The organism is Acinetobacter sp. YH12076, assembly GCF_013419525.1.
In the GTDB taxonomy this organism is placed as follows: Bacteria; Pseudomonadota; Gammaproteobacteria; order Pseudomonadales; family Moraxellaceae; genus Acinetobacter; species Acinetobacter amyesii.
In genome coordinates, this window is the sequence record NZ_VOZY01000007.1 from 51657 (window position 1) to 69293 (window position 17637).

Annotated in this window: 14 protein-coding genes; 2 read left to right on the forward strand and 12 right to left on the reverse strand. The window is 43.4% G+C overall.

Going from position 1 to position 17637, the window contains the following annotated elements; all coding sequences use genetic code 11:
- Nucleotide 1 precedes the first annotated feature (1 nt).
- From modA to FTU22_RS08490, 11 genes are all read right to left on the reverse strand, one after another.
- Nucleotides 2–763 carry a molybdate ABC transporter substrate-binding protein gene (modA, locus tag FTU22_RS08440; protein ID WP_180093917.1) on the reverse strand — a complete coding sequence of 254 codons (762 nt, stop codon included), beginning with the start codon at nt 761–763 and terminating at the stop codon, nt 2–4.
- A 9-nt stretch (nt 764–772) separates the two neighbouring features.
- The gene (locus FTU22_RS08445) at nt 773–2023 is read right to left on the reverse strand and encodes a molybdopterin molybdotransferase MoeA (RefSeq protein ID WP_180093919.1); all 1251 of its coding nucleotides are present in this window, start codon (nt 2021–2023) and stop codon (nt 773–775) included.
- Complete coding sequence (gene moaCB, locus FTU22_RS08450; RefSeq protein ID WP_180093921.1) at nt 2020–2943, reverse strand: bifunctional molybdenum cofactor biosynthesis protein MoaC/MoaB; 924 nt, start codon at nt 2941–2943, stop codon at nt 2020–2022. Before moaCB ends, FTU22_RS08445 begins: the two co-directional genes overlap by 4 nt.
- 51 nt (nt 2944–2994) lie before the next feature.
- On the reverse strand, nt 2995–3561 hold the full coding sequence (locus tag FTU22_RS08455; RefSeq protein ID WP_180093923.1) for a molybdenum cofactor biosynthesis protein MoaE: 567 nt from the start codon (nt 3559–3561) through the stop codon (nt 2995–2997).
- A 2-nt stretch (nt 3562–3563) separates the two neighbouring features.
- Nucleotides 3564–3815, reverse strand: a complete 252-nt coding sequence (locus tag FTU22_RS08460; protein WP_180093925.1) for a MoaD/ThiS family protein — start codon at nt 3813–3815, stop codon at nt 3564–3566.
- A 2-nt stretch (nt 3816–3817) separates the two neighbouring features.
- Nucleotides 3818–4855: a GTP 3',8-cyclase MoaA gene (moaA, locus tag FTU22_RS08465; protein WP_180093927.1), complete on the reverse strand. Its 1038-nt coding sequence runs from the start codon at nt 4853–4855 to the stop codon at nt 3818–3820.
- A 356-nt stretch (nt 4856–5211) separates the two neighbouring features.
- Nucleotides 5212–5835, reverse strand: coding sequence for a molybdenum cofactor guanylyltransferase (locus tag FTU22_RS08470; RefSeq protein ID WP_372491151.1), 624 nt, complete (start codon nt 5833–5835; stop codon nt 5212–5214).
- On the reverse strand, nt 5835–8627 hold the full coding sequence (locus FTU22_RS08475) for a nitrate reductase (RefSeq protein WP_180093931.1): 2793 nt from the start codon (nt 8625–8627) through the stop codon (nt 5835–5837). The genes FTU22_RS08470 and FTU22_RS08475 overlap by 1 nt, the downstream gene beginning before the upstream one ends.
- Nucleotides 8628–8853: 226 nt before the next feature.
- Nucleotides 8854–10464 (reverse strand): nitrite reductase small subunit NirD, encoded by a 1611-nt coding sequence (gene nirD, locus FTU22_RS08480; protein ID WP_180093933.1) that lies wholly within the window; start codon nt 10462–10464, stop codon nt 8854–8856.
- A gap of 113 nt (nt 10465–10577) precedes the next feature.
- A complete protein-coding gene (nirB, locus tag FTU22_RS08485; RefSeq protein ID WP_218955015.1) occupies nt 10578–13124 on the reverse strand; it encodes a nitrite reductase large subunit NirB in 2547 nt (848 codons plus the stop codon).
- Nucleotides 13125–13190: 66 nt separating this feature from the next.
- Entirely contained in the window at nt 13191–14540 is a 1350-nt protein-coding gene (locus tag FTU22_RS08490; protein ID WP_180093935.1) for an MFS transporter, read from the reverse strand.
- Between the two features lie 445 nt (nt 14541–14985).
- Here FTU22_RS08490 and FTU22_RS08495 point away from each other — a divergent pair, with 445 nt between their 5' ends.
- Nucleotides 14986–15573: an ANTAR domain-containing response regulator gene (locus FTU22_RS08495; RefSeq protein WP_180023669.1), complete on the forward strand. Its 588-nt coding sequence runs from the start codon at nt 14986–14988 to the stop codon at nt 15571–15573.
- 3 nt (nt 15574–15576) lie between these two features.
- On the forward strand, nt 15577–16572 hold the full coding sequence (locus FTU22_RS08500) for an ABC transporter substrate-binding protein (protein WP_180023668.1): 996 nt from the start codon (nt 15577–15579) through the stop codon (nt 16570–16572).
- A 77-nt stretch (nt 16573–16649) separates the two neighbouring features.
- On the opposite strand, the gene catM is transcribed toward FTU22_RS08500, so the two are convergent.
- Nucleotides 16650–17573 carry a cis,cis-muconate-binding transcription regulator CatM gene (gene catM, locus FTU22_RS08505; RefSeq protein ID WP_180093937.1) on the reverse strand — a complete coding sequence of 308 codons (924 nt, stop codon included), beginning with the start codon at nt 17571–17573 and terminating at the stop codon, nt 16650–16652.
- Nucleotides 17574–17637: the final 64 nt, after the last annotated feature.

The window sequence follows — 17637 nt, forward strand, 5'->3', positions numbered from 1 at the left end:
TTTAGCCTTTCACACCAAAGCCATAATACTTAAACAGCATTTTGCTTTGCGCATGGTCTTTAAGATAACGGTAAAACTTCACGGCCTCAGGTTTAGCTGCGCCTTGCTGTGTTAAAGCCAATGGGTAAATGATCGGTTGATGAGTATTATTTGGAAAAATCCCGGCTATTTTAACTTTAGAACTGATCATCGCATCGGTACGGTAAACAATCCCCGCTTGGCACTCACCGCGTTCGACAAAAGCCAGTGCTGAACGTACATCATCTGTCCCGACAATCCTTCCATTCAAACTTGATAGCCAGCCCAACTTGGTTAGGCTTTGTTTTGCATATTTTCCAGCAGGTACAGACTCCATTTGACCTGTACATAAGTGACCTTGAAATGCCTTGGAAAAATTAAACTGCGGCACGGCCCTAAATTGCATATTCACCGCTTTAGGCGTAATCAGCACCAAATCATTGCTCAGCATATTGAACACTTGCTTTGCAGGTACTTTCTGCTTCTGCACCAAATAATTCATCCAGTCCACATCTGCTGAAAAATACAAATCACTTGGCGCACCGGCTTCAATCTGTTTGGCTAAAGCAGATGACGCGCCAAATACCGGTACAATTTTGATGTCTGGATTCTGTGCCTGATATTGCTTTGCAATATCGCTGATAGCATTGCTTAAACTGGCTGCAGCATAAATTTTGACTGTTTCCGCCTGAGATGCGCCAGCAATGAAGCTCAGTCCTACTGCTAAAATAAATTTGAATCGCATAGCAAACTCCTAATGCTGAATAAATACGCCTTGAAGAATTTGTCCTGCTTGCACAGACTGCCCTGCAGGAATCCGAACAATGCAATTGGCTTGCATTAAATTGCTCAACATATGCGACTGCTGTTTAGACAGGCTGGTTAGTTGAAGCTTGCCTTGCTTATCAAAGTGCGCCGACATTCTTAAAAACCGCTCACGTGCATCTGCTTTTAGGTCATGTGTCATGACTGCGCTGAACCAGTCCAGCGCAGGTGTTTGACCTTGTAGGGCTTTCAATAATCTATCTGTATAAATTTGCATGCCGACATAGACTGCAGCGGGGTTGCCCGGCAGTCCGAGTAAATAACAGGAACTGCTGTCAGGACGTCGATATTGTGCAAACAGCATCGGTTTGCCGGGTTTTTGTTTCACTTTCCAGAAAATTTGCTGAAAACCGATGTCCAAGGCTGCCGGCCGAACAAAATCATAATCACCGACAGATACGCCGCCAGTCGTTAAAATTAAATCAAAGCTGTCTTTTAAACGGTTGAATAAATCTAAAACCGCCTGTTTTTCATCTGCAATATGAATCACTTCAACTTGGACGTGCTGCGACTGAAACCATACTAAAATCAGCGGCGCATTGGCATCAAATATTTTACCAGCACGGTAATCTTCTATATTTTGCGCAACTTCATCACCTGTAATTACGACCGCAATTTTCGGATAGGCAAAAACTTCGCAGTGTGAAATACCAGCCATACTGAGCGCTGCAATTGATCCAACCGTCAGCTTTTGACCACGCGCTGCTAAACATTGTCCAAATGAAATTTCCTCACCTGCATCTCGAATATCTGCATGCGGGCTTAAGACTGCAGTCAGTTCAATCTGCTGTCTATCCGCCTTTACAATTTCTTGCCGCGCTACAGTTGCCGTGCCTTCAGGTATCGGCGCGCCGGTAAATATGCGGACAGCTTGCCCTGCTTTTAAGCTTATTTCAGCCGTTTGCCCTGCGCGGATTTCTCCAATCAGCTTAAATTGCGCGCCGGGTTTAATTTCACCCGCTGCGCAAATGGCATAGCCATCCACTGCGCTTTGCGCAAATAAAGGCAGCTGAATTGGTGAATGCACATCTGCCGCCAAATAATGGCCTAAAGCGTGCTGAAGCGCCAAAGTTTCATGCGCTAAACTTTGCGTATGTGTCTGAATCAGCGTAAGCGCTTCGTCCACTGAAATCAGTCCAGCCTCGGCCCCGCAGCCTGCGTGCAATACGGCTTGGTTCATTGGTAGCCTCCTGCATGCGGAATATTCTTCTGCACATCAAATAGATGCACCAAGGCAGGTAAAATGGCAATCAATGATTCTTTTGCGCCTTGTCTGCTGCCCGGCAGTGTAATGACTAAACTGTCATCAATATAGCCGGCAACACCGCGGCTGAGGGCCGCATAAGGGGTGCGTTTCTGCCCAAAACTGCGGGATGCTTCCATCAGCCCTGGAATTTCCCGTTTTAACAGCGGCTGAATGGTTTCAACGGTTAAATCTTTCTGGCCTAGACCTGTACCGCCCACGGTCAAAATCAGCGGATATTGCGTCTTATGCTGTTCAATAAGAGCCAAAAGCTGTTCAGGACTGTCCGGTATCACTTGATAGCTGATGTTGCTGAAGTTTGCTTCTTCTAAAATTTCGAGGACATTTTGCCCTGCAGTATCTGATTTTTTACCGGCAGCAACCGTATCTGAAAGCACAATAATCAACGCCGATAAGCTTTCTTTCAATACACGGGTAAAATGTGATTTACCCCCTTTTTTCTTTTGCAGTTTCACCTGATCTAGGCATAAATCTTCAGGCTCACAGTGCGGTTTCAGCATGTCATACAGCGTTAAACCGGCAAGACTGACCGCAGTTAATGCTTCCATTTCCACACCCGTTGGGCCAATGGTTTCGACCACAGCACTGATTTCGACATGCGCCTCAAATAATTCATATTCGACATCTGCACGGTAGATCGGCAGCGGATGACACAGCGGAATGAGTTCATCCGTGCGTTTTGCGCCCAAAATACCTGCAATACGTGCGGTTTTCAGCGCGTCGCCTTTTTCTGTATTGCCATTACGCAGCAGTTCAATGCAATGTGGCGGTGCATGCAGTATTCCAGTTGCAATGGCTGTACGGTAACTTTCCGCTTTCATGCCCACATTTTTCATTGCTTTGTCCTTATCTTATTCATTTGCATGTGCAGTATTAAATTTGAGGTTTTATAGATGCCATTGATAAATATTGGCATTCAAATGCATAGTCTGATGGCTGCTTTGGTGTGAATGTTCACATGACTCGCCATGGATATGTGTATGCTTCGTTTCGTGATCTGCCACTTCAGGCGCGTGATCCTTACGAATACAGCAGCCCTCTACATATTGACTGCTGCCATCCATATAAAACTCTTCTTTCCACACCGGTACTTCATGCTTAACCCGTTCAACCGCTTCTTCACAGGCTGCAAAAGCCTCACGGCGGTGCGGCGCATAGGCCATTGCGATAATGGCCGTATCACCGACCTGCAGCGCGCCAATACGGTGTACAACCCGTACATATGACACGCCGTATTTGGCTTGAATTTCCTGCTCAATTTGACGGATCATTTTTTCAGCCACAGGCACATAAGCGGTATATTTCAAAGCTTTTACCGCTTTGCCTTCATGGTGATTACGCACCGCGCCAATAAATACACCTATACCGCCACATTCAGGAAATGCCTCAATGCTGTCAAAATCAGCTTGGCTGAATACCGTATCTTGTATGCGTGAAATATGCTTGAGCTCCATATTCAGCCTCCCGCCACAGGTGACAACAGCACAACGGTACTGTCCTGCATCAATGCGGTTTGCCTTGGCACAATGTCTTCTCCCATAGCGCAGGCGCAGCATTCAAGCATGCTGAACGACTCCGGAAATTGATCTGTAACTTGCTGCAAAACCTCTGCAATCGACTGCTGTGCCAAGCAAGTCAGACTTAAATTCGCTGGCAGCAGGCGTTCAATAGCGCCAAAAGATTCTATTTTGATGGTGATATGAGTCATCTTTAACCTCCAATCATATGCATGCTGATTTTTCTAGATGGGCTAGATTGGGTAGTTATGGCATGAAAGCCTTGTTCCTTCTGCCAAATGTAACCGCCTAATTTTTGCTGCAAAGCCATTGCATCGAGCGGCATTAACTCTGTTGTTTTACTGCTTTTCAGCTGCTGAATTTCATGGCTGAGATTTAAACCTTTTCGGGCAAACAGGCAGTTAAAAAACTCGCCTTGCGCATTCAGTCTCAAACGGTCGCAGCTGCCGCAAAAAGAATTGCTGATGGTTGAAATAATGCCTATAGGCAAGCCGTTGATTAAGTATGATCTGGCTGGCGATGTGCCTTGACCGTGCAGTGTTTGCACTTCAAAAACAGTCTTTAGTTTATCTAGTATGTTTTGTTCGGTAACGACCGCAGCTTTAGACCAGTTTTGATCGCCATCCAGCGGCATAAACTCGATAAACCGTAGTTCGAAACCTTTTTGCAGCGCCCATTTTGCTAATGGAATGATTTGCTGTTCATTTAGACCTTTCATTAACACAGCATTGATTTTTATTTCAAAGCCCGCTTGCTGAGCAGCTTCAATCCCGTCTAATACAGGCTGTAATTGTTTTTGTGTCAGCTGGAAAAATTGCGCTTCATCCAAACTGTCCAAGCTGATATTTATGCCATCTAGGCCAGCTTGTTTTAGGGCCTGTGCATATTGCTTCAGATAATGTCCATTGGTTGTCATGGAAATACGTTTAAGGCCTAGCTTTCTCAACTGCTGCAGCTGTTGAATAAAATGCACAACGCCTTGACGCATGAGCGGTTCGCCGCCCGTGATCCGGATCTGATCAATCCCGCGCAGCACCATAAACTCACAAAAATTGTAAAGTGATTCAAAACTAAGAAGATTATGTTTTTTCATCCATTCAGGATGTTCAGGCATACAATAGACACATTTAAAATTACAGCGGTCTGTCACTGAAATGCGCAATTTGCGTTTTTCACGGCCAAACTGATCCTTAAAAATGGTCGCTGGCTGTAATTGTGTCATGCTGTTCATGTTTATCTTCCATGGTGCTGTCATTTGCCCTGTCTTAGCTCAGTACAAATTTTGCGCCCTCTTTTCTTGCAGTAAAAATTGCAATAAGTGTTCCAACTTTGCGCTTTTTTGAATATTTATTTCAGAGGATTTGGTTTGTTTTTTTGACACACAAAATCAATAACTTATAAATAACTAATAGCAATTAAAAATATAAATTGCCGTTAAGCCCATTATTTAAGGTATAAAAGCAGTCTGTTTTATCTCTAGATATCATGCTCAAAAGCTTCATATTGGCTGTAGATTTTCTCTCTGGGTTCAAAAACAGCACATTAGGCTCATTATTTGAAATGAAAGCTCCGCAAAAGGTACAGCTTTTAGAGAAAATTCAGCTGACGGTGCTGCTGCAGCTCATCTAGAGAGTTAATGCTGTGAAAAAAGAGTGCATTATTTTGAAAACGTGCAACTTGCATGTGCATTTTACTAAAACACCCCTTCAAACTGCGCTGTTTTTGATCAAGATGCACCTGCAGCATTGTGAGACTGCTTCGTTTCAGCAAACAAAATGGATACAGCGCTTTGCCATTAATTTCCACTACAGCTACTTCACACAAGGGATCCCGCTGCATGGCCTGATGCAATCTCGAAAGCACTTTCTTCGGGATATAGGTCACATCGCACGGGACAAACAAAACATAATCAGACTCAACATGTGACCACGCGCTTTTCATCCCCATCAATGGCCCTAAAAATCCGGCTTCATCATCTTGATAAAAGCGGATCGAGGGAATGAGCCGTTTATAAATCGAATGATCGCGATGGCTGTTGATCCAGACATTTTCAGCCCGTGATTTCAACTGCTGATGGATCTTAATCAGCTGAATTTCATTATCAAATTTTTGCAGCACTTTATTCATGCCGTTCATTCTGCGGGCCTGACCGCCCGACAAAATAACCAAGTCTGTTTCTGGATAGCCTATTGATTTGGTGATTTTCTTCATCATTCTGCGTACTCCGTCTGACAGGCTTTAATTAAGCCTCGAATTTCTGATAAGCACGAACCGCAATTGCCGCCAGCCTTTAAACATGCAGTAACTTGTTTTTCATGGCTAATATTCTTTTCTTTAATGGTTTCGATAATGGTATTTTTACCGACTTTAAAGCAGCTGCACACCAGCGGACCTGCACTGTTGGTCATGTTAATCGGCTGACCTGCAAGCAGCGCTTTGCGGTGCATTGCGCTTAGTCGTTCACGCTTAAACATGCCAGCAATCCAATCACGGTCTGGCAGCATAGAGCGTTGCGCAATATATAGACTGGCGATTAAATGCCCATCTTGCAGCACCACGGTATGACTCAAATCGGCAGTTTGATCTTCCAAATTCAGCCATTCAAAGCTTTCATCGGTAAATGGCAGTAATGTTTTCAGCTGCTGAACCGTGTTTCTAAATTTTTTACGATCGGCCAACTCAAAACGTGTCGCTTTCGCTGTTTTAATTTTGGTCCACCACACCGTGTTTTGAATGGTGTTTTGCACCATTTGCTCAAAGCCGTCACGTACATACAGTACACCTTGCCACTGTGTATAAAACGGCTGTACAAATACCGGCGTATGTTTAAATTCAGGCTCACCAGATAGTGAATCGACCACAGGATTCACCACTTTGCCTATACGCGCATCCGATGCGACTTGGTCATTCCAATGAATTGGCGCAAAGATTTGACCGCGTCGAATTTTACTGCTGACCTGTGCACGTAAAATACATAAGCCCCAGTTAGATTTCACCTCAACCAGTTCACCATCTTTAACACCAAACTTCAGTGCATCTTGCGGGTGTATTTCACAAAATGGTTCGGCGATATGTGTACTCAAGTTTGCAGATAAACCCGTACGGCTCATGGTGTGCCATTGATCACGGATACGGCCAGTATTTAAAACCAGCGGATATTCGCCGCAAATCTTGTTCAAAGGGTCAATAGCGGTTGTTGCTACAAACTTAGCTTTGGCATCGGCATGGCTGAATTGGCCTGCTGCAAACAAATGGCTGACTGCATCAGCGCTCTGATCTAACTGCCAAACTGGCCATTGCACGGGCTTTAATTCAGCATAAACTTGTGCAGATAACTTACTTAAACCCTGCAAGTTAAAGTAGCGAAAAGACTCAGTGGTATCACGTTGATCTAAAGGCGCATTTTGATAAGCAGATAATTTTGCATGTTCAATAAATATGTCATAGCTGCTGCTGTAGTCAAAACCGCTATAACCCATCTTTTTCGCAACTTGTGCAATAGACCACCAGTCTGCTCTGGCTTCACCCGGCGCATCTAAAAAAGCAGTTTGACGTGAAATACGGCGTTCAGAATTGGTAACGGTTCCGTCTTTTTCACCCCAGCCCAATGCAGGTAAAAGCACATCTGCATATATTGCTGTGTCTGTGTCTTTGCAAATATCCGACACCACTACAAACTCGCATTGCTCTAAGGCACGTTTGACTTGATCTGCATCTGGCAAGCTAACTACAGGATTAGTAGCCATAATCCAGATGACTTTTATTTTGCCGCTTTCAACCGCCTGAAACAGATCAACCGCTTTTAATCCCGCTTTATTGGCAATAAATGGACTTTGCCAAAACTCTTGTACTAATGCCTGATGCGCTGTGTTATCGACATCTAAGTGCGCAGCCAGCATATTGGCTAAGCCGCCAACCTCGCGGCCACCCATTGCATTGGGCTGACCTGTCATAGAAAAAGGCGCTGCACCTAATTTTCCGATTTTGCCAGTCAGCAAATGGCAGTTAATAATACTGTTGGCTTTGTCTACACCGCGCGAAGACTGATTAACCCCCATCGAAAATAGCGACATAACTTTGTCAGTTTGCGCAAATTTTTCAAAAAATAGCTGTAATTTTTCTAAAGAAATACCTGTACGCTCAGCAACTGCTGTCATAGAAGCTTCTGTTTTACTTTGCTCCAGCGCTTGCGCCAAACCTTGAGTATGTTTGGTGATAAAATCTACATCACTATGATTATTTTGTACTAAATACTGCAGCAAACCGTTGAACAGTGCGACATCTTGCCCCGGTAAAATTGGTAAATGCAAATCTGCAGCCTCACAGGTACTGGTAAAGCGCGGATCAATGACCACCACGAACAAATCACGTTCTTCTTTGGCTTTCATAATGCGCTGATACAGCACGGGATGGCACCATGCTGTATTGGATCCGACCAGCACCACCATATCTGTATGCTCAAAGTCTTCATAGCTTGCTGGTACAAGGTCTTCACCAAATGCACGCTTATGTGCCGCCACAGCCGATGACATGCAAAGCCGTGAATTGGTGTCAATATTTGCAGTACCTAAATAGCCTTTGACAAATTTGTTAACGGCATAGTAATCCTCCGTCAGCAGTTGGCCCGACACATAAAAAGCGATGCTTTCACGTCCGTAAAGATCTATACATTGCTGAAATTTTTCGGCAATCAGTGCTGTTGCTGTGTTCCAATCTGTAGCCTGACGAGTATGAAATGGTGATGTTTGACGCCCAAGCATCGGCTGTAAAACACGTGTTTCTAATCCAATCGTATCGGCTAAGTTACTGCCTTTAATGCACAGCTTGCCATAGTTTGATGGATGGTTCGCATCGCCAGTCACGCTCACTTTTTGCCCTAAAGCTGTCTGTTCAACTGTTGCGCTAACGCCGCAGCCGACACCGCAATATGGACAAGTGGTTTGCGTTGTTTTAATTTTATTTTCTGTGGAGCTATGCAGTTCCACTATCGGGATGCTATTCACTTCTGCTGGCTCCTTTTCCAATTCTAACGAGGTATTGCAATAATTTTTAATATTAGACTACTTGCATAAGTAGATTTTTAATCAACACTTAATTCATATAGGAAGTTCCCTCTCCTTTTAAAGGATGAGGAACATAGTTCCGCAAGTGGGAGAGGATTTATATGAAAAGCCCCCTCATCCTAACCTTCTCCCAGTGGGAGAAGGGACTTTCAAAATTAAAGACGCATCACCCTGCTTTCTTTAATGCAAAATCCTTACCAAACAGCAATTTGTTTCGGATACTTGAAATTGAAGTTTGATCTGAAATCAATTCTGCATACCATGCCCCGTCTTCAGTATCGCCAAACAGCACAGCACCAATCACTCTATCTTTTTGAATAATAATGCGTTTATAGATTTGGCGTTTTTCATCATTCAAAATAATGTCTTCAAAATCATCCAACGGTTCAAAGTTGCCTGCAGAAAAAACATCACAGCCGCTGACTTTTAACTGCGTCGGAACCGTAGGCGCTTTGAAGGTTAAGCTGCCATGTTCGGCCAAATGCGATGCACAAATGAATGCCTGTCCCCAAAGCGGTTCAACTAAACCGAAAGTTTGGCTTCGGTGTTCAATACATTCACCCACCGCATAAATACTCGGATCAAAAGTTTGCATGGTGTCATTCACCATGACACCGCGGCCGCAGCGCAGTCCTGCACTTTGCGCAAGCTCAATATTCGGACGAATACCCACCGCAAAAACCACAAGATCTGCATCTAAAACAGTACCGTCTTGCAAACGCAGCTGCTTCACATGGCCATCTTCACCCATCAACTCTTGGGTATTTGCTGCGGTCATGATTTTTATACCTTTTTGTTCAATCGCATGATTGAGCATTAAGCTGGCTTTTTCATCTAACTGACGGTCCATAATACGATCCATCAAATGCAGTACTGTGACATTCATGCCACGCTGTTTCAGGCCATACGCAGCCTCTAGGCCAAGTAAACCGCCGCCAATCACCACTGCATTTTGCTTAGATTTACAGTAATCCAGCATGCGGTTTACATCATAAATATCACGGAAGCTGAGAACACCTTTTAAGTCAGTTCCCGGTATAGGCGGAATAAATGGCTTAGAACCTGTCGCTAAAATCAGACGGTCATAATCGATGACCAAGCCTTTTTCTGTGTATACCTGCTTGCGCGGACGGTCTATGCGTACCGCCGCATCACCTGCTACAAAACGGATATTTTTGTCTTTATACCAAGCATGTGAATGCAGCATGATATCTTCAATGGTTTTATCACCTGAAAGCACAGGTGAAAGCATAATTCGGTTGTAATTACCCCAAGGTTCTTCACCAATGACCGTAATTTCATAACGCTCTGGCGCCATATCCAGCAGATCTTCTAAGCAACGCATACCTGCTAAGCCATTGCCGACCAAAACAAGTTTCATCAACTCAGACGATGGCGCGTTATTGGTAATATAGGTTTTTTGCGCAGTCGGGCTAATCAGCACACGGCCATTTTCAATTTTGCTTGGAAAAACCAAGAGTTTTTGGTCTTTATCTTCTAAGCAGCGTCCAGTAGCAAGGCTGAAATGCTGTTTATAAATGGGTGATGCCACAACACGCTCACCCTGCAAGTCACCAATAATACCACGGGACATAACATAGGCTTGACTAAACGGATCTTGATTGCTCAGTGCATAAACCCGCTTTTCTTCACCGACACGGAATATCGCAATTTGCTGATTTTCAATCAGTGCGCCCACACCTGTATTTGGCGTAATATCTTCTAATGCACAAACATCAAACCAGTCTAAATCATTCATTTCTTTTAAAATTGTCATATTCTTCATCCTTTTTTAAACTTCTTTTAGTTCACCATCTTTCGTTTCCGCTTTAACGAGAAACCGAATAAGGATGTAAATCAAATAAAAGAAGTTTTAAATTCGTTATTCTCTTAAGCTTCAACCACTGGAATGCGTGACGAATCGCGTTCAGCTTCTGTTTTGGGTCTGATTTGACCGCGAACGGATGCAAACTGAATATGCGGATCATTTTGCTGTTCTGCTTTTGCATTCACGAAAGTCACAAAGCGTTTACGTACTTCAGGATCTTCTACAGCAGTACGCCATTCATCTTGATATGTACCCACAACATGGCTCATACGGCGTTCAAGTTCACCCGCTACGCCAAGCGAATCATTCACAATGACATCTTTCAGGTAATCTAAACCGCCTTCCATGTTGTCGCGCCATACAGAAGTACGCTGCAAACGGTCTGCTGTTTGAATGTAGAACATAAAGAAACGGTCAATGTATTTGATCAATGTTTGCGTATCTAAGTCAGAAGCCAATAATTCTGCATGACGCGGCTTCATACCGCCATTGCCGCATACATAAAGGTTCCAGCCCTTTTCTGTCGCAATCACGCCCACATCTTTACTTTGCGCCTCAGCACATTCACGGGTACAGCCCGACACAGCCATTTTCAGTTTGTGCGGTGAGCGAAGGCCTTTGTAGCGGTTCTCTAAATAAATCGCCAAGCCGACTGAATCGTCCACGCCATAACGGCACCAAGTACTGCCGACACAAGATTTCACCGTACGCAGTGATTTGCCGTAGGCATGGCCAGACTCAAACCCAGCAGCAATCAATTTTTCCCAGATTTCAGGCAGTTGATGCACTTGTGCACCAAACATATCAACACGCTGACCGCCTGTAAGTTTGGTATATAGACCATATTCTTTGGCAATTTGACCCACGGCAATTAATCCATCCGGAGTAACTTCACCGCCAGCCATACGAGGTACTACTGAATATGAACCATCTTTTTGAATATTGCCGAGGTAGTAGTCATTACTGTCTTGCAGGCCCGCATGGCTTGGTTTAAGTACAAAGTCATTCCAGCATGAAGCTAGAATATTGGCTGCCGTCGGTTTGCAGATATCACAGCCTAAACCATGGCCATGCTGCTGAATCAGGTCATCAAAAGTTTTGATCTCATTCACACGTACCAAGTGATACAACTCTTGGCGTGAATAAGCAAAGTGTTCACATAGATGGTTATTTACCGTTACCCCTTGACGCTGAAGCTCCGATTTAAGTACTTGAGTGACTAATGGCGCACAGCCGCCGCAGGCTGTTGCCGCTTTCGTGCATTTTTTCAATGCGCCTAAAGAGGTCGATCCGTCTGCAATGGCTGAGCAAATGTCTGCTTTAGAGACGTTGTTACATGAACAAATCGTTGCGCTGTCTGGCAGCAGATCGACACCGCTTCCGCCCGATTTACCTGCAGATTGTGCATAGCCAGGCATGATTAGGCTTTCTGGGCTTTCTGGAACTTCTAAGCCATTCAGCATCATTTGCAGCAGGTCATTGTATTCTTTAGCACAGCCCACCAATACTGCACCTAGCAGCTTAGTTTTCTCTGCATTCACGACAATTTTTTTATAAACCTGAGCTGCTTCATCTGCATAGAAATAGCTTAAAGAATTTGGTGTCATTGCATGCGCATCGCCTACAGATGCAACATCAACTCCCATCAGTTTCAGCTTGGTGCTCATATCTGCACCAGCGAAAAGCGTGCAGTTTTGTTCCATCACATGCTTTGCTGCAATACGTGCCATGTCATAGCCCGGCGCAACTAGGCCATAAATTTTATTTTGCCAAAGCGCACATTCACCAATGGCATAAATGTCAGGGTTTGAAGTTTGGCAATAATCGTTAATTACAATACCGCCACGCTCACCAATGGCTAAACCACTTTGGCGCGCTAATTCATCGCGTGGGCGGATACCTGCAGAGAATAAGATGATGTCGGTTTCCAGTTCAGAACCATCACCAAACTTCATTACATGCTTCGCATTTGCACCGTCTTCAATGCAAGATGTTGCTTTTTGCGTATGGACTTTAACACCTAGATTTTCAATTTTCGAGCGTAAAACTTTACCGCCTAGATCATCAATCTGAACTGCCATTAAGCGTGGTGCAAATTCAACAACATGGGTTTCTAAGTTTAGATCACGCAGCGCTTTTGCTGCTTCCAGACCCAATAAACCGCCGCCGATCACCACACCTGTTTTAGCATTCAAGCTTGCGGCACGGATGGCATCCAAGTCTTCAATGGTACGGTACACAAAACAGTTTTGACGTTCATTGCCTGGAATGGGCGGTACAAAAGCATATGAACCTGTAGCCAGTACTAATTTGTCATAAGAAAGAATATCACCGTGATTGGTTGTGACCGTTTTATTGCGCTGATCAATTTCAACTGCTTTGGTGCTCAGGCGCAAATCAATACCGTATGCATCGGCAAAGTCGCTGCGGCATAGGGTTAAATCTTTAGCCGATTTACCGCTGAAGTATTCAGTTAAATGCACACGGTCATAAGCTAAACGCGGCTCTTCAGCCAAAATGGTTAATTCAACATCATCACCTGCGTGTTCCAGTACAGATTCGATAAACTTGTGGCCTACCATGCCATGACCAATCATGATGATTTTCATATTCTTTCTCCGCAATATTTTCTTTTGCACAGCCTAAGCCTCTATACGCTTAGGCTGCTATTTGTATTAGTTTTGAGCTTCAGCTAAATTTCGTTCATTTACTGCTTGTTCAAATAAGCGCTGTTCTTTTTCTTTATGCTCTACAGAGAAGCGGATCATCAGCACACAGCTTGCAGCAATAACGACCAAACCGCCAAGCACCATTAGCGTGGTTTGAATATCTAACATGCCTTTAAGCAAGAAGCCTGCAGCCACCGCACCAACGTTGCCGCCTGCGCCGATAATGCCTGCCACGCCGCCTAAAGCATCACGGTCAATGAATGGCACCAAGGCATAGGTTGCGCCGCATGCCATGTGAGTGAACAGTGCAAAGACTGTCATGGCAAGAATGGCGAAGATTGGCGTGCTCATTTGCGAGAACAGTATTAAAAACAGTCCTTCTAGCAGAATCATCGCAAACAGAACTTTGGTACGGCCATCCAAGCCTTTGGTAGTCGCGACTTTGTCTGAAACAATGCCGCCGAGCGCGCGGGCAAACAGTGCCAATAGACCGAAGATCCCTGCTGCCATACCCGCTTCTTTTAATCCAAATTGGAAGTTGTCGACGTAATACAGCGCAATAATGTTGTGAATAAAGATTTCAATGCCGAAGCAAGCTGCATAAGCGCCAAATAAAATCCATACGCGATAGTTACGTGCAGCGTGCATGAGAATGGCTACACCGCCTTTTTTATCTGAACCGACTGCAACGCCTTGTTCACGCAGTTCTTTAAAGTTGCCTTGCGGGCAGTCTTGGGTAAATTTCCAATACAGCGCGCCTACGATCAGCATCATTACACCCGGTACAATCAGTGCAATGCGCCAGCCCATCGCTTGCTCTACTCCAAACATAACGAGTGTGCCAAGCAATAAAGGCATGAGGGCTTGAGTTGCACCGCCGCCGGCATTACCCCAGCCTGCTGTTGCCGCATTGGCTGTACCCACCACATTAGGCGCAAACATAATGCTAGTGTGGTATTGCGTGATGACAAAGCTTGCGCCGATCGCACCGATCAGCAAGCGGAAGAAAAGAAAAGATTCATAGCTATTCGCAGATGCAACCCCAAAGACCGGGATGCTGCCGACAATTAATAATGCTGTGTAGGTCTTACGCGGGCCATATTTATCACACAAAGGGCCGACAATCAGGCGGACTAAAATCGTGATTGCAACCGCGGCAATATTAATATTGGCAATTTGATCTTTAGTCAGGTGAAATTCGCCTGCAATCACTGGCATCAACGGCGCACAGGCAAACCATGCAAAGAAGCAAACAAAGAATGCGAGCCAACTCATGTGGAAGGCCCGCATTGCTGCTGAAGAAAAATTAAATAGACTTATTTTTGTGGCTTTTTTGGCATTTAAATTTGAAGACATAACCTTCTCCTGACTGAACTGAACGCATGAATTACTCGGTTATGTCGCTAACACATAACAGAGTCGATCAGAACGGACGTCGTTGGCCGTCTAACAAATTTTTAGAGTCTTCATTGACTCAACAAGTATTAAGCACGAGCCATGCCAAGTTTTTATTTTCGACTTCAATTCATCTTTACATTGCGGCTTTGAACGCCGACTTGTCAGAAATTAAGCGAATTAAGGTAAATAGATAGTCAATGTGCCTATAGAGATGCAGCTAAATGTTCAAGCGTGGTTCAGCCCTGCACAAGATCAGTGCATGGAAATGGTTCAATTTAAAAATGCGCACATAACTATGCTCAAACATAGAAGCAGATTTATATTTTGTATTGCCTTTAGATTTGGCATTTAATTTGCTTAGCAAACTCAATACGTATCTGTTTGGCTCTGTCTGAGTGTTTGCATGCCAAAACTAAAAATAGCCCTGATTGATGATGATCAAGAACGCGCTGAATTTATTCAAGCCTCATTAATTCAGCATGACTTTGATGTGGTCGCCAGTTTCATGATTAATCATTTAAATATGTCATATCTGCAAAATATTCATGCAGATGTGATTTTATTGGATATGGATCATCCACATCGCGATGTCATTGAAAGCTGTGTCAGCCAATTTGACTTACCGACTGTTCTATTTACTAAAAATTCGAGTCTCGAAATTATCCGAAGCGCGATTGATGCAGGTGTGACGGCTTATATTGTCGATGGCATTGACCCTGCACGTTTGAATAGCATTTTAGAAATTTCAATTGAACAATATAAAAAGCATAAAAAACTGCTGAATGATTTGGCTGAAACCAAGTGCAAATTGGCCGATCGAAAAGATATTGAAAAAGCCAAAGTGCTTTTAATACAAATGCATGGATTAACCGAAGATCAAGCATTTAATTTGCTGAGAAAAAATGCCATGAGTCACCGTATGACAATGGGTGAAATGGCGCGTCGGCTGCTTGATGCGCAAGCGTTGTTACAGTCTCAATTTAAGGAATAAACCATGCAAAAGCTTGAAAAAACAGATATTCAATTGGGCTATATTCCTTTACTCGACTGTGTTGCTTTGCTCTGGGCAGAACATCAAGGATATTTTGCTGAACAAGGGTTAAATGTCACACTGACTCAAGAACCATCTTGGGCAAGTTTACGCGACCGTCTAGCTTTTGGTTTTTTAGATGCTGCCCATTGCTTATCGGCCATGCTGCCTGCGTCTGTTACAGGTAAAGACCATCTCGGCATTCCCTTACAAACCTCTCTTACACTCAGTACTAATTGTGCTTATATTAGTTTGAGTCAAAAGCTGTGCTATGAATTAAATATCCATGCTTTGGATCTTCCAAAAAATTCAGCAGAGAAAATCGTATCTGCGGTAAAACAGAATCAAACGATTCAGTTGGCGCATGTTTTTCAGCATTCGATTCATCATTATATTCTAAGAGAATGGCTGGCACTTGCAGACACAGAAATTGCTCAAACGCAAACGTTTTCAACTTTACCACCGCCTTATATGGTCGAAGCAATATCAACGCAACGAATTGATGTATTCTGTGTCGGAGAGCCGTGGAATACGCAAGCTGAAATACAAGGCTATAGTCGTATTATCGTCAATAGTCAAGATATTATTGATCATATTCCAGATAAAGTTTTGGCTTTTACCCATGATTGGGCAGAAAAACATCCTAATACCTTAAACGCAATCAATCTTGCCATCCAAAAAGCCCAAAACGATCTGCTTCAACAAACGCATTTTTCTGAAATATTTTCTTTGTTAAAGCAATATCACATCATCCGTTTTGATTGTTCTGAGCAGATTCACGTCGAGGCTTTTCATCGGATCAAAAGAATCATTCAAAATTTTGGTAAGACCCAAGCGCCACAAACTTCAGATTTTGAATGGATGATTCAAAAAATGCAGCAATATGATCAATTGAATATTGAAGATGAAAAGGTTTTTGAAATAGCTCAGTCTTGTATTTATCAGGATGCTTTGGGCTGAAGTGATTGATATTCCATAAGACCCTATCATCTGAATAGTAGATCTTGTGTTACATCGACCATGAAACCTTGACTTAGTTATGCATCTGCATCGATGGCGCGCAGATCGATATTTTCTTCAACAAAGACTTCACGAATGCAATCCAGTATCTTTGGAATGTAATTACTATGATCCATATTGCGTACCGACAAAGAGATTGGACTATAGGCTTCCAAATCTAAGATTGGGATGTACATCAAATTTTTCATGCCAATATCACTAGCACTTTCAGGAATCAGGGAAATACCCTCTCCCGACGCTACTAAGCCCAAAGCCATATGAATTTCACGCACTTCGGTTAAATGTTTAGGTACAAGTCCTAACTCGGTAAAAATGGATTGGATAAGGGTAGAAAAATTCGGTTTAGGTGTTGTTGGATAGGCAAAAATTGGTTCATCTAAAATTTGAGAAAGATAAATGCCTTTGTCTTTAAATTCAGCCAAATGATGATTTTTATGAATAGCTAAACGTAGCGCTTCTTTTCTTAATAAAACACGTTTAATAGACGGATCTGTTAATCGCAGTCGTCCAAAACCAATATCGATTCGACCGGTTTTTAAGGCTTCAATCTGATCACGTGTGCCACATTCTATGAGTTCAACATGAATATCTGGGTTACGTTGTCGAAATAAATAAATAATTTGTGGCAATAATGCGTATAAAAGCGAACTGACATAACCAATACGGACAGTTTTATCGACGGCGTTAATTCGCTGTGCCATAGTTGCGGCCTGGGCGGTATGCGTCAATATCTGTACAGCATGCTCATAAAAGAACATACCTGCTTCTGTGGTTTTCACGGGTCTAGAACCACGCTCAAACAAGGTAATCCCCAGTTCTTCTTCAAGTTTTTGAATTTGGCGGCTCAAAGGTGGCTGAGCAATACATAATTTTTCTGCTGCCTTGGTAATACTTTGCTCTTCAACCACGGTGACAAAGTAACGTAAGTGCCTTAATTCCATTTATATACCTTTTAAGTATCTAAAAATACCAAAATCGCTCTAGTTAAAGATATTACATTAAATT

Coding starts and splice junctions, on each gene's coding strand:
- moaCB (WP_180093921.1), bottom strand. CDS start 2,943: ATGAAAAATGTGGGCATGAAAGCGGAAAGTTACCGTACAGCCATTGCA.
- FTU22_RS08500 (WP_180023668.1), top strand. CDS start 15,577: ATGCAAAAGCTTGAAAAAACAGATATTCAATTGGGCTATATTCCTTTA.
- modA (WP_180093917.1), bottom strand. CDS start 763: ATGCGATTCAAATTTATTTTAGCAGTAGGACTGAGCTTCATTGCTGGC.
- FTU22_RS08445 (WP_180093919.1), bottom strand. CDS start 2,023: ATGAACCAAGCCGTATTGCACGCAGGCTGCGGGGCCGAGGCTGGACTG.
- FTU22_RS08490 (WP_180093935.1), bottom strand. CDS start 14,540: ATGTCTTCAAATTTAAATGCCAAAAAAGCCACAAAAATAAGTCTATTT.
- nirB (WP_218955015.1), bottom strand. CDS start 13,124: ATGAAAATCATCATGATTGGTCATGGCATGGTAGGCCACAAGTTTATC.
- nirD (WP_180093933.1), bottom strand. CDS start 10,464: ATGACAATTTTAAAAGAAATGAATGATTTAGACTGGTTTGATGTTTGT.
- FTU22_RS08460 (WP_180093925.1), bottom strand. CDS start 3,815: ATGACTCATATCACCATCAAAATAGAATCTTTTGGCGCTATTGAACGC.
- catM (WP_180093937.1), bottom strand. CDS start 17,573: ATGGAATTAAGGCACTTACGTTACTTTGTCACCGTGGTTGAAGAGCAA.
- FTU22_RS08470 (WP_372491151.1), bottom strand. CDS start 5,835: ATGAAGAAAATCACCAAATCAATAGGCTATCCAGAAACAGACTTGGTT.
- FTU22_RS08455 (WP_180093923.1), bottom strand. CDS start 3,561: ATGGAGCTCAAGCATATTTCACGCATACAAGATACGGTATTCAGCCAA.
- moaA (WP_180093927.1), bottom strand. CDS start 4,855: ATGAACAGCATGACACAATTACAGCCAGCGACCATTTTTAAGGATCAG.
- FTU22_RS08495 (WP_180023669.1), top strand. CDS start 14,986: ATGCCAAAACTAAAAATAGCCCTGATTGATGATGATCAAGAACGCGCT.